Here is a 12,716-nt window from a genome sequence, read left to right as displayed (position 1 = left end):
CGATGTGCGGCAACTCCGCTGCCATCATGGGCTGTCGTACTAGACTGGCGAGCACATTTCCAGGACGACCGGGGGGTCACTCATGGGTGAGTTCAATCTGGACTCTGATGCGTTGGGGCGCGTCACCGCGTCAATCCAGCAGTTGGCGGAGCGAATCGACAGGTACCACCTCAAAACCGGTACGACATTCAGCGAGATCTCCTCAGCATTCACCGGCGCCACCGCATCAATGACAGATGTCGCTGTCAGTGGCGACGATGCGGTACAGACTTCGTTGGACAACGCGGCCGGTCAGATCCAGTCATGGTTCGAACTGCTCTCCAACACTGCAGTGGCCTTTGAAGACAAAGACCTCGAAAATTCATAAATGATTCACAACGCGGGCGCACTGCCCACGGCCTACGTCATCGACCCGAACAACCAACGGTAACGGGCACGAATGACACCGACCTACAACAGCATCTCTACCTGGAAGCCAGAGATGCTGACCGAGATCGCAAGCGCCGTGCGCGAGATCCAACACGGACTCAACTCAGAGACCGCCAACATCGGCGACCCGGTCCTGAACCTCACCGACACAGAATGGTCAGGGAACACTCGCTCAGCTGCCGACATCCGCGCGCAGGCTGAAACCCGTTGGTTACGAACGCTCTCAGACAAGTTCGGAGATCTTGCCACGAATCTGGAAGATGCGGTTTCCGACATCAGAAGTGCGATCGATGTGCTCAAGGCCACCAAAGGTGATGCCGACGAAGCCGGTTACGTGCTCCGCACCGACGATCCCGGCTACACAGTCGACTTCGACAGCGAGCTGGCGCCTGAGGGCACCGAGTTCGACCAAGATTCGGCCGACTACTGGCATTGGCGACTCTCCTCGCAAGCCACCGACGCGGACAGCACCGTGACTTCTGCCGGAACGGCCATCGCCAGCGGTCTGACTTCCATCTCGAATCTGACGCCGGCGTCCCTCGCACAGAACTCGATGACCATCGACCCACAAGAGGCACAGTCGGACGCAATCGCCGTCATGAATGGGACCGCAACGCCTGAGCAACGCGCACGGTTCGACAATGCGATGACCCTGACACGTGATCAACTCAGTGCACTCAACCGGGGTGAGCCCATCTTCGTTCCAGAAGCACAACTGCAGTACATTGCACACGCTACAGGTGCAATCGATGTCGGCAACGGAAGAGTAAGTGGCATCAGCAGTTTCGACCAGTTCGGTACGCGGCCAGGGGAGGAGGGCCTCCGCACATCGCTTGCCAATGGTTTGCAGATCTTGTCCAATCCAAATGTGAAGTCCAGCGGAAATTGTCCGTACGACAAGGGTGGATTCGATCTCCTCCCGCAGTCGATCAAGGATTCGCTCACGAGGGAAGACCTCGCTGAGAGCGGTGACTACGGGCGCTTTTGGCTCAACGGCGTGAACGACAATCAAGCCATCGGCCGGTTGCTCCAGGCTGGAGATAGCCGCTACCAAACCGGCACGGATTTGGACAAACGCATGATCGAAGTTGGTCGCCAATATCTTGACCTGCAAACGAGGTACGAGCAGGAGACAACTGACGGTTTCCGCAACTTCTTCGTCGACGGAAAGCAAGTCGAAGACCCGGGCACCATCACCGAGGACATATTTGCCGGCGCCGGACCCGACGATATCGCGGTCCATGCGTCGCTGACCAATCCAGACAGTGGCCAGGACTTCATCCATGATCTGCTCACTCACGAGTGGACCGACGACGGAAAAGCCGCGGCGACGCTTCTGACCACCGACGTCAACGACGCAACGGTCGAGGATCCATCGAACCTCAACGACGCGTTCACCGCCAGAAAAACGGGCGAGACCATGGAAGCCGTTGCAAAATACATGGCATCCAACGACGGTTGGTCAACACTCAGCGACATGCCCGGCTTGGGTGGACAATCGGTCGGCCAAGTCAATCCCGAGCTACTCCGGACAATCTCGGATTCGATGTCCCCGTACATCCTTGAGCTGGCAGGCGGCAACACTCCGAACACACCGGGCTTCGATCCCGATGACAACTGGACAGATCCTGGCAAGACCACGAACACCGGCCACTACGCCGGCACCGCAAATATCTTCGCCACGATGAATACTGACGAGAAAGCGGGCACCAACTTCATGGGGCACGCAATAGATGACATGTGGAATGAAGAGGGCAAGTACGGCGAGGATCCAAACGCCAAGGGGTCAGGCGCACACCTGACAAACATAGGAAACCTGCATGGTCTCATCGACAAGTCGACAATGATGGCCACACAAGACGCATACGACGACGAATACGACGAAAACCTCAAAGCCTGGGAGATGAAAGGGAAGGCATTCGACTTTGCAGCCGACATTGCCGGAATAGGGATCGACAAAGTTCCTGGCAGCGAACTGGCAGAACCGGGGATCAACCACGAGAGAGAGCTCCTGAAATCGAGCCTGATCGGTGACGCGCCGACCCACCAAGAGGCCGGACTTTCCGGACCCAATTTCGATGAGATCCGATACAACGTCGCTCAACAGATACCCCCTGAGGTGTTTCGCGATATTGCACCTGAGTTTGTAGTGAAGTACGGGGACTGGTTTGACCCCAACGGATATCTCTTACCACTAGAAACAATCCGCGATATGAGGGGTGACGACGGCGAAAAACTCTACTACGACTCAGATGTCTCGAGTGGCCTGTCTGCCGCGATACGAACAATCGACACATCGCCACATAGCGATAACACCGATATCAATATCGCCTACGGTAAGATCGTCAAAGACCAAGGGTCCGAGACACCTTCGGAACAGGAGCCACGTTGAAAAGGCCTCCTCTTTCCACGTTAGTCCTGAGTGCGATTCTCTGCCTCTTCGCTTGCAGCACGACTGATCACGAAGTACCAAATTCATCGACACCACCGGAACCGACACCAGTCAACTATTCGATTCTCTGGTCCACAACACCCGGCGTCGACCTACAGGCGCGCCCCGCCGAGCTAATCCGCGCAGTCATTGGCGGTGCCGAAATGACGCAGTGGTACGGATCGCTGAAGTCATTTCCGGGCTATGCGGCTGCTATCACCGGATCGGAAGGCCGACTACTTGAACCGTGGGCTCGGCAGATTGTGCCGATCGACTTACGGAAACCAGTCCCCTCGGTGGTGTATTCGTATCATCTCCTCGATGTAAAAGCGTCCGGCGACACGATCACAGGCACGACATGTGGGTTCCGGCAAAGTATGGTCCGTTCAAATCCACCATCGTCCCCACCGTCCTCGACCTACGTCGCACCGAAGAACTTCAGATCCGCGTTCCACGAGACGGCATACCGGATAACCATGACCAAACCCGCCGATCAGCCCGCGGGAGCCAGCGGCACCCGTGACGAGGACCCCGCGGAAGAAACGTCAAGGTCTCCCCGTGTTCCCACCTGGAATGTGTATGGCTCGTGGACGATTCATGACATCGAGATCCTCGGCCCGGACTCTCCCGACCGCAATCCTGTCGGCTGCACCGACTGGTGGAAGCAACGTTTCCCGTCGATCGTCCCCGACGGCGCAGGAGACTTCACCGCGCCGCCCGAAGGATTTGAAACGAAGCTACCCCAACCCCAACCCGCGACCTTCCCCGAGTGGATTTCACCGGGAAAGACTGCAGCATAGGGCAATAGCGGCCGACCAGGTCAGCCGACCGGTGCTTGCGGTGCCCCGGCATCCCGGCATTGCCGGGATGCCGGACACGTCCGGCGCATTCGTCGGTGTGGTTCAGATGTCTCAAGTGGCCTGTCTGCCGCGATACGAACGATCGCCACATCGCGACAACACCGACATGAATGTCGCCTACGATAAGATCGTCAAAGACCAAGGGGCCGAGACACCTTCAGAACAGGAGCCACGTTGAAAAGGCTTCCTCTTTCCGCGATTGCCCTAGGCGCGATTCTCTGCCTCTTCGCATGCAGCACAACCGATCCAGAAGCCCCAAGCCCATCCACAGCAATAGAACCGACCCCGATCAACTATTCGAGTAATTGGTCTTCATCCCCTGGACTCGACCTCCAGGACAGGACCGCCGAACTCATTCGCGCGGCGCTGGGTGGTGCGGAAATGACGCAATGGTACGGCTCACTGAGGTCGTTCCCGGGCTACGCAGATGCGATAGCCGGATCTGAAGAACGGCTGCTCGAACCGATGGCCTGGCAGATTGTGCCAACCGACTTGGCGACCCCGGTGCCAACGTGGGCGTATTCATATCATCTACTGAACGTCGACACCTCAGACAGAAGCATCACCGGCGAGGTCTGCTCGATCCGGCAAAGCATGATCCGTCCAAATCCACCATCGTCCCCACCGTCCTCGACCTACGTCGAACCAAAGAACTTCGGACCCGCGTTCCACCAGACGGCATACCGGATAACCATGACCAAACCCGCCGATCAGCCCGCGGGAGCCAGCGGCACCCGTGACGAGGACCCCGCGGAAGAAACGTCAGAGTCTCCCCGTGTTCCCACCTGGAATGTGTATGGCTCGTGGACGATTCATGACATCGAGATCCTCAGCCCGGACTCTCCCGACCGCAATCCTGTCGGCTGCACCGACTGGTGGAAGCAACGTTTCCCGTCGATCGTCCCCGACGGCGCAGGAGACTTCAGCGCGCCGCCCGAAGGATTTGAGACGAAGCTGCCACAACCCCAACCCGCGACCTTCCCCGAGTGGATTTCACCGGGAAAGACTGCAGCATAGGGCAATAGCGGCGGACCAGATCAGCCGACCGGCGCTTGCGGTGCCCCGGAGTTCGCAGGCGTCGTCGGGATGCCTGATATGTCCGGCGCATTCGTCGGTGTCGCAGGCGCCGACTGCACGTCGGGCGTACCACCGATCGCCGACAACGACTTCCAGGTTTCCCAGTCGTAGATCCAGTCGAAGATGTCGCCATCGGCCTCGGACAGTGGGATCCGGGTGTTGATGACCTCGACCGGGTCGCCGTACATCGCGGTGCTGAAGTACTGCTCGGCGTCTTCGAGCGAGAGGTTGATGCAGCCGTTGGTGACGTTCGAAGATCCCTGGACTCCAAGGGTTGCCGGGTTGGCGTGGATGAACTCACCGTTGTTGGAGATCCGGACCGCAAAGCGCTCGAGCACGTTGAAGTAACCGGCGGCCGGGTTGCTCATGTAGAACTGCTCATGCTTTTCGCTGACGACATGGATGCCGGAGCGGGTGACGTTGCGGTCGAGGTCACCTTCGCCGTAGCTACACGGCAACGTCATCAGTGTGTTGCCGTCGTTCTGCACAACGATCTGATGTGAGTCGGCGTCGGCCTTGACGATCTGGTTGCGTCCGATCACGAAGTCGCTTGTGACGTCGGCCTCGCCGTAGCTGCCGTCGCCGTAGTTCACGCCGTAGAGTTTGCCGACCATCGACACCGTGGTGCCCGGTTGGTAATAGTCCTTGGTGCGCCAGTGCACACGGGACCCACCGTCTTCGCCCAGCCAGCCCCAACTACCCTCGGTCGCCGGTGTGGTGGTGACCGTCAGCGCCTTCTCGACGGCTTCCTTGTCGGTCACGACGCCGTCGAACTTGAGCATCAGCGGTGCCGCGATCCCGACTTCCTGACCGTCGGCGATGTTGATCACCAGACCGATCTGGCTGTCCGGGGTGAGGGTGCCGAAAGTACCGTTGATCGGGACAGCCTTGCCGTCCTCCCCCATCGCCGAACCCGCCCACGTGTACTGGCCGCCGTAGCCAAGCGGTTCGGTGATCGTGAAGGTGGTGCGGTCGGCCGACAGTTCGCCGGATACCACCCGTCCGCTCGCATTGGTCAGTTGCACATCGGGATTGAGCACACCGTCGGAGACCTTGACCGACACCACCTCGATGGGTGAGGCGTCGGTCACGTCAAGAGCGGGGCTGTACGAGATATCGGCTTTCGGCTCCGACGGCGCCTTGCTCCCGCCGGCACCGCCGGTCGAGTCGTCGCCGGTACTGCAGGCCGCAGCAGTCACCCCGGCCGCACCGACGGCTATCGCCGTGAGGGCCGCGCGCCGAGACAGCAGCAGACGGTCACGGTATTCAGTCATGCGCCAAACAGTACCTGCGTCGCTGGTCGCCACCATCTGTCGCGTCTATGACCTGCGCCAACAGTGTCGGCTGAACGAACTACAACGAACAGCCGACCAGCACCGGTTCCGGCTCGAGCCACAGCCCGAACTTCTCGCGCACGCCGCCGCGCACCTGGTGAGCCAGATCGATGATGTCTGCGCAGGTGGCCTGCCCTCTATTGGTCAACGCCAACGCATGTTTGGTGGACAGGCGGGCGCGCGCATCGGCGTCGGGATAACCCCGCGCAAAGCCCGCCCGCTCGATCAACCATCCGGCCGAGAGTTTCACCCCGCCCTCAGCAGGGAACTGTGGCACGGTCGCCTCCGAACCCAGCTCCTGGACGATCTGCGTCAGGACCCTGGGCAAATATTCGTGCGGGACAATCGGATTCGTGAAGAACGAGCCGACACTCCAGGTGTCGTGGTCGTCGGGGTCGAGGACCATCCCCTTACTCGCCCGCAACGCCAGCACGGCCTCGCGCACCTTCGGCGCCGGGGCTCGCGCCCCGTCCTCGAGACCCAGAACCCGAGCCAATTCTCCGTATCGGATCGGCTCACTCTGCCCGTCGTCACGGAGCCGGAACGAAACACGGACCACCAGTTCGTCATTGCGATGTTTGAGTCGGCTGGTGCGGTAACCCAGGTCCAGGTCACCCGAGTCGACCCAGTTGAGGGCGCCGGAACGGCGATCGAGGATCTGCACCGACCGCAACAGAGAACCGACCTCCACCCCATACGCACCGACGTTCTGGACCGGTGTGGCACCGGCAGCGCCGGGAATCCCGGACAGGCATTCGAGCCCGCCGAATCCACGCTCGACGCTCTCGGCCACCAGCGCATCCCAGTTCACACCGGCATCGGCGACAACATGGTCGGAACGCCAGTCGAGTTCGGTGTTTTTGATCCGGACCACCGTCCCGTCGAATCCGTCGTCACCGACCACCAGGTTCGATCCGCCGCCCACCAGCAGCACCGGAGTGCCCGCGGCATCGAGGCGACCGACCGCGTCGATCAACGACTCGGAGTCTTCGCAGTTCACGACGTCGCGGGCGGGACCGCCAACGCGCAGGGTGGTGATCTCGGACAGCAAGAGGCGGTCATGTGTTTGTGCGGCCACCCCGCAACGGTAGCCTGCACTCATGGCGACCAAGCTGCAGCATTCGATCGACTTTCCGTGTCCCCCGGCCGACTTCGCTGCGGCGGTCACGTCCGAGCAATACTGGAATGACCTGGTGGCCAACGTTGCAGCCGACGTCTCCGAGCTCGAATCGTTCAAAGCCACCGATGACGAGGTCACCGTGGTCCTGCAACAACGTGTCCCAGAAGACAAACTGCCGTCGATCGTGACGAAGGTCCGTCCCGGCGACCTCCACATCGCCCGCACCGTCATCTGGTCGATCGTCGACGGCGCCATCTCCACCGGCACGTTCGCCGCAGTGGTCGAGGGCGCACCGGCCAAGGTCCACGGCACCCAGACCCTGGCCGCGACCGCATCGGGCAGCACGGTCACGTTCGACGGCACCGCCGACGTGGCCATTCCCTTCGTCGGCGGCAAGGTCGAGAAGGCGATCATCGAGAACATCACCGAGTTGATCTCGGCCGAGCACGACTACACGATCGAATGGATCAACGCGCGCTGACCGGCGCCGCACACCCCCGACCGCAAGGCGGAGCACAGGCCTGACGTCCCCGCGGGTTACCCTGTGCCCATGGCACGACGTCTGTCCTACTCCGCCCGGTACCACCATGCCCCGAAGAAGGTGTATGAGGCCCTGACCCTCCGGGAGTTCTGGGACGCGCAGATGGAAGAGTTCCGCAAGCTCACCCCGCAGTCCGAGATCGATTCCCACATCGTCGGCGACAACGGGGTCGACGTCGTCCTCAAGCAGGTCCTCCCGCGCACAGAACTGCCACCGATCGCGCAGACGGTGATGTCCAAGGACATGATCATCACCCGCACCGAATCACTCGGCCCCTTCGACCCGGACAGCACCAAGGGCACGTATGCGGCGTCGATCCCGGCTGGCCCGGGCAGCCTGACCGGCGTGCAGGAGCTGTTCCCCACCGAGACCGGCTGCACCCTCCGGCGGACCACCGAGGTAAAGGTCTACATCCCGTTCATCAACGGCAAGCTAGAGCAGCTCATGCTGGTCAACCTGACCGATCTGTTCCGAGGTGAAGCAGAATTCACCTCGGGGTGGATTGACGCCAATCTCTGAGCGGCGGCCGGAAGGGACGATCACCCGCGGTACAACCGGTATCAACCGGCTCCGTCGTGTCGATCGCTGGATAGCCCACCACCGGCCGATACTTGCTGCCCTGGAGTCGGCGCGGCAACCGCTGGCCGTCGACCTCGGCTACGGCGCCCGCCCGGACACCGCACTCGAACTCACGGCACGGCTCCGTGCCGTGGTGCCCGCCACCGAACTCGTCGGACTCGAAATCGATCCGGCCCGCGTAGTGCCGCCGCAGGACGGCGTGCGGTTTGCCGTCGGGGGTTTCGAACTGGCCGGACTGCGACCTCAACTGGTCCGGGCCTTCAACGTGCTGCGGCAATACGACGAGTCACAGGTCGACGCGGCCTGGGCGCGCATGCAGCAACAACTTGCACCGGGCGGCTACATCGTCGAAGGAACGTGCGACGAACTCGGTCGCCGGTGCTGCTGGATCCTGCTCGACGCGCACCACCCCCTGACCTTCACGCTGGCGTGGGATCCCACGCGCAGCGCACGTCCCTCAGACCTGGCCGAACGCCTCCCCAAGGCGCTCATCCACCGCAACGTTCCCGGCGAACGGATCCACGACCTGCTGGCCAGTCTGGATCGCTGCTGGGACATCGCAGCGCCGTTCGCACCCTTCGGTCCACGCCAACGTTGGCATCGCACGCTGGAGTTGTTGTCCGGCTTCGGTTTTGCCCCGACACCTGATCGTCGGCGCCATCGCGACAACATCGTCACCGTTCCCTGGGATCAGGTCGCACCCCGAATCTGACCTCCGGTCGTAGGGTGGACGTCATGCGTATTGCCATCGCTCAGATCAGCAGCGGATCCGACCCGGACAAGAACTTGGCGACGGTTTCGGAGCAGACCGCGGCCGCCGCAGCGCAGGGCGCGGAACTGGTCGTCTTCCCGGAAGCCACGATGTGCCGGTTCGGGGTGCCCCTCGGTCCGGTCGCGCAACCTCTCGACGGCCCGTGGGCGACCGCGGTCGGCAAACTCGCCGCCGAACACCAGATCACCGTGGTCGCCGGGATGTTCACCCCCGGCAGCACCGATCGGGTGCGCAACACACTGGTCATCGCAGGCCCGGACGGCCAGATCACCGGGTACGACAAAATCCACCTGTACGACGCGTTCGGATTCGCCGAGTCGAAGACCGTGGAGCCCGGTGACCACACGGTCACGTTCGACGTCGGAGCGGTCACCGTGGGCACGGCCACCTGCTACGACATCCGTTTCCCACAACTGTTCACCACGCTGGCCGACCGCGGTGCGACCCTGATCGTCGTCCCCACGTCGTGGGGTGCCGGCCCGGGAAAGCTGACGCAGTGGCAGACCCTCGCAGCGGCCCGCGCACTCGACAGCGGCTGCTTCGTCGCCGCTGTGGGACAAGCGGTTCCGTCTGATCCCGCGGTCGCCGAATCGACGGCGCCGACCGGCATCGGCCATTCGATCCTGGCCGGACCTTTCGGAAACGTGCACGTCGAACTCGGTGAGTCGCCCGAGCTTTCGGTCATTGACCTCGACTTCGACGAAGTCGACCGGGCCCGTCGTGCGATCGCCGTTTTGCCGAATCGTCGCGACATCAATTCATTGCCCTCTACCAGCGTCGATACCGAAACACAGTAAACTCTTAGGCGCGGTTGCGCGCTGACCATGCATCATCGTTGGTGATGAACAATCGCGACGACGCCGAGTCGACACCGGACGACGAAACCCAGCCTGCGCCCTCCACTGAGGGTGCGCCGTCGCCCGCTGTGTCCGAGAATGCAACCAGTGATGACCTCAACTCGGACACCGACCAGTTCCCACCGGTTCCGTCCGGCCCTGCCCCCGAGGCCTATTCGAGCGGTCGCCAGGACACCGCGCAGCTCGAGGTGCCGCCGGACGGGTTCGAGCCGTACTCCGGTTCTGGCGGGCCCCCGCCCGCAGGCCCGGCATACGGTCCGGTATCGCCGGAACGGCCCAAACGTCGGACCGGCATGATCGTGAGTGTTGTCGCGCTCAGTGTCGTGCTCCTGCTGGTGATCATCGGTGTGGGCAGTGAGCTGGTCATCCGGAACAAGGCCCAGGACTGCCTCGAGCAGTCGTTCGGTGAACTCACCGGCGCCTCGACGTCGGTCTCGTTGAGCAAGCGGCCGATGTTGCTCCAGTGGGCCTCCGGAACGGTTCCTTACGTCCAGGTCGACACGAGCAACGAAGGCGACTCGTCGATGCGCCTGCACGCCCGCGGCGACGACATCCAGAGCGGCGACAACGAGACCACCATCGGTGAAATCCAGGGCTCGGGCTACGTGCCGTTCGCCCGCATCATGGAACTGAGCCAGACACCCCAAGCAGAACCCACCGAGCCGTCCGAACCCTCCGGCGGCGGTCTGAGCGGACTCCTCAGCGCGATGGGTGGCGGGATGACCGTGGACAGCGTCACCGGCAATGCCGCCGCAGGCACGGTCACCGTCAAAGGCAACTTCCAGCTGCTGATGCTGCCGATCCCGGCCGAAGCAGAGCTCAAGCCGGTCACCCAGAACGGCAAACTCACGTTCGAGGTGGTGCAGGCCAGCGCCGCCACCCTGGGCATCCCGAACTCCTGGGCCCAGGCCCTGGTCGATCAGATCAGCGCGGGACTGTTCCCACCGCTGTTCAACGAGCTCACCTTCGAACAGCTCACCGTCTCCGACAAGGGTGTCGAGTTCGCGGTCTCCGGCAGCGATGTCGCGCTGAACAACCAGACCACCGGCTCGAACGAGTCCGGTGAGAGCTGCACCGTCCTCTGACGACCGGGGAACGCTCGATCAGCTGAAGACGACCGTCTTGTGGCCGTGCACCAGCACCCGGTCTTCCAGGTGCCACCGCAGTCCGCGAGCCAGCACCAGCTTCTCGATGTCGCGGCCCTGCCGCACCATGTCGGCCACCGAGTCCGAATGATCGACGCGGATCACGTCCTGCTCGATGATCGGTCCGGCGTCGAGTTCGCCGGTGACGTAGTGGCAGGTGGCGCCGATCAGCTTGACGCCCCGCTTGAAGGCCTGGTGGTACGGCCGCGCTCCGATGAACGACGGCAGGAAACTGTGGTGGATGTTGATCGCCTTGCCTGCCCAGTGCTCGCACAGCCCTTCGGGCAGGATCTGCATGAACCGCGCGAGCACCACGGCGTCCGGATCGTGTGAGTCGACAAGCGCCTGCAACTCTTCGAATGCGCCGGCCTTGTCCTTGTCGAACGGGATGTGATGGAACGGCACGCCCAAGCGGGTGCTGAAGTCCTCGAGGTCTCGATGATTGCCGATCACGGCGCTGACGTCCGCGGGCAGCTCACCCCGATACGAACGGCCCAGCAGATCGCCCAGGCAATGACCCTCTCTGCTCACCAGCAGGACGGTCTTCTTGGAAACCGACGAATCACTCACGCGCCACTCGGTTTCGGGGCCCAGCTGCGCCACCACTTCTGCTTCGAAGCGGGCGCGCAGTTCCTCGAACGTCAGCGCCACCGAATCGGCACGGACGGCCTGGCGGGTGAAGAACCAGCCGGAATCGGGATCGGAGTGATAGGCGGCCTCGACGATCCAGGCACCGACCTCGGCCAGAAAACCTGAAATGCGGGAGACGATTCCCGTGGTGTCGGGGCATCCGAGCGTCAGCACGTACCGATGGCCATCTGGCGGCGAGAATGTGGTCACAACTGTCCAGTGTGCCAAGCTCGATTCATGCCCGACACCCCGACCGGTCCACAGCTCACCCGATCAGTCGTCGCCGCCATGGTCGACCACACACTCCTCAAGCCCGAAGCGACCCGCGCGGACGCTGCGGCGACAGTCGCCGAGGCCAACGACCTCGGTGTGCTCGCCGTCTGCCTCTCACCGTCGATGCTCCCCATCAACACCGGATCAGCGCGCAGCTGCGTTGTGGTGGGCTTCCCGTCGGGTAAGCACCATTCGCTGATCAAGGCCACGGAAGCGAAGCTGGCCGTCGACTCCGGTGCGCAGGAGATCGACATGGTGATCGACGTCGGCGCGGCGGTCGACGGCAAGCTCGACGAGGTGTTCGCCGACATCTTGACCGTCCGCGAAGGGATCGGCGCCGGGGTCACCTTGAAGGTGATCATCGAATCGGCAGCGCTCCTTGCCCTCGCCGGACCGGAAACCGTGACGGCGGTCTGCAAGGTCGCGGTCAAGGCCGGTGCGACGATGGTCAAGACCTCGACCGGCTTCCATCCGGCAGGCGGCGCCAGTGTCGAAGCCGTACAACTGATGTCGGCAGCCGTACCCAACCATGTCGGCGTCAAGGCCAGCGGTGGGATCCGGACTGCGGAGTTCGCCGCCGAACTGATCGCGGCAGGCGCCACCCGGCTCGGCTTGTCCGGATCTCGGGCCGTGCTCGAGGGCTTCCCGGAAGCCTGAACCGGGTTACG

The 12,716-nt window shown here is 62.6% G+C and carries 13 protein-coding genes; 10 read left to right on the top strand and 3 right to left on the bottom strand.

Annotation, left to right across the window (positions count from 1 at the left end; translation table 11 throughout):
• Positions 1-82 precede the first annotated feature (82 nt).
• The 4 genes from AC1D75_RS20500 (at position 83) to AC1D75_RS20485 (ending at position 4,737) form a co-directional block, all read left to right on the top strand.
• On the top strand, positions 83-367 hold the full coding sequence (locus AC1D75_RS20500) for a hypothetical protein (RefSeq protein ID WP_495517169.1): 285 nt from the start codon (positions 83-85) through the stop codon (positions 365-367).
• Between the two features lie 72 nt (positions 368-439).
• Positions 440-2,821, top strand: coding sequence for a TPR repeat domain-containing protein (locus AC1D75_RS20495; protein ID WP_495517168.1), 2,382 nt, complete (start codon positions 440-442; stop codon positions 2,819-2,821).
• A gap of 515 nt (positions 2,822-3,336) precedes the next feature.
• Complete coding sequence (locus AC1D75_RS20490; RefSeq protein WP_495517167.1) at positions 3,337-3,660, top strand: hypothetical protein; 324 nt, start codon at positions 3,337-3,339, stop codon at positions 3,658-3,660.
• Positions 3,661-4,413: 753 nt separating this feature from the next.
• On the top strand, positions 4,414-4,737 hold the full coding sequence (locus AC1D75_RS20485; protein ID WP_495517166.1) for a hypothetical protein: 324 nt from the start codon (positions 4,414-4,416) through the stop codon (positions 4,735-4,737).
• Between the two features lie 20 nt (positions 4,738-4,757).
• Here the strand turns inward: AC1D75_RS20485 and AC1D75_RS20480 are convergent, their stop codons facing one another.
• Positions 4,758-6,071, bottom strand: coding sequence for a L,D-transpeptidase (locus AC1D75_RS20480; RefSeq protein WP_495517165.1), 1,314 nt, complete (start codon positions 6,069-6,071; stop codon positions 4,758-4,760).
• A gap of 79 nt (positions 6,072-6,150) precedes the next feature.
• Entirely contained in the window at positions 6,151-7,233 is a 1,083-nt protein-coding gene (locus AC1D75_RS20475; protein ID WP_495517164.1) for a UDP-N-acetylmuramate dehydrogenase, read from the bottom strand.
• Here AC1D75_RS20475 and AC1D75_RS20470 point away from each other — a divergent pair.
• The 5 genes from AC1D75_RS20470 (at position 7,232) to AC1D75_RS20450 (ending at position 11,085) form a co-directional block, all read left to right on the top strand.
• Complete coding sequence (locus tag AC1D75_RS20470) at positions 7,232-7,732, top strand: DUF2505 domain-containing protein (protein ID WP_495517163.1); 501 nt, start codon at positions 7,232-7,234, stop codon at positions 7,730-7,732. The genes AC1D75_RS20475 and AC1D75_RS20470 overlap by 2 nt on opposite strands.
• A gap of 69 nt (positions 7,733-7,801) precedes the next feature.
• Positions 7,802-8,311, top strand: coding sequence for a DUF2505 domain-containing protein (locus AC1D75_RS20465; protein ID WP_495517162.1), 510 nt, complete (start codon positions 7,802-7,804; stop codon positions 8,309-8,311).
• On the top strand, positions 8,304-9,083 hold the full coding sequence (locus AC1D75_RS20460) for a class I SAM-dependent methyltransferase (RefSeq protein WP_495517666.1): 780 nt from the start codon (positions 8,304-8,306) through the stop codon (positions 9,081-9,083). The genes AC1D75_RS20465 and AC1D75_RS20460 overlap by 8 nt, the downstream gene beginning before the upstream one ends.
• 23 nt (positions 9,084-9,106) lie before the next feature.
• Complete coding sequence (locus AC1D75_RS20455; protein ID WP_495517161.1) at positions 9,107-9,940, top strand: carbon-nitrogen hydrolase family protein; 834 nt, start codon at positions 9,107-9,109, stop codon at positions 9,938-9,940.
• A 44-nt stretch (positions 9,941-9,984) separates the two neighbouring features.
• The gene (locus tag AC1D75_RS20450) at positions 9,985-11,085 is read left to right on the top strand and encodes an LmeA family phospholipid-binding protein (protein ID WP_495517160.1); all 1,101 of its coding nucleotides are present in this window, start codon (positions 9,985-9,987) and stop codon (positions 11,083-11,085) included.
• Positions 11,086-11,103: 18 nt separating this feature from the next.
• Here AC1D75_RS20450 and purU read toward each other — a convergent pair whose 3' ends face one another.
• The gene (gene purU, locus AC1D75_RS20445; protein WP_495517159.1) at positions 11,104-11,985 is read right to left on the bottom strand and encodes a formyltetrahydrofolate deformylase; all 882 of its coding nucleotides are present in this window, start codon (positions 11,983-11,985) and stop codon (positions 11,104-11,106) included.
• Between the two features lie 27 nt (positions 11,986-12,012).
• On the opposite strand from purU, the gene deoC reads away from it, so the two are divergent.
• Complete coding sequence (deoC, locus tag AC1D75_RS20440) at positions 12,013-12,705, top strand: deoxyribose-phosphate aldolase (RefSeq protein ID WP_495517158.1); 693 nt, start codon at positions 12,013-12,015, stop codon at positions 12,703-12,705.
• The last annotated feature ends 11 nt before the right edge of the window (positions 12,706-12,716 follow it).

The sequence above is a fragment of the Williamsia sp. Y712 genome (genome assembly GCF_059445525.1).
The sequence above is the reverse complement of the archived record's forward strand: the minus strand, read 5'-3'. Positions and strand labels throughout refer to the sequence as shown.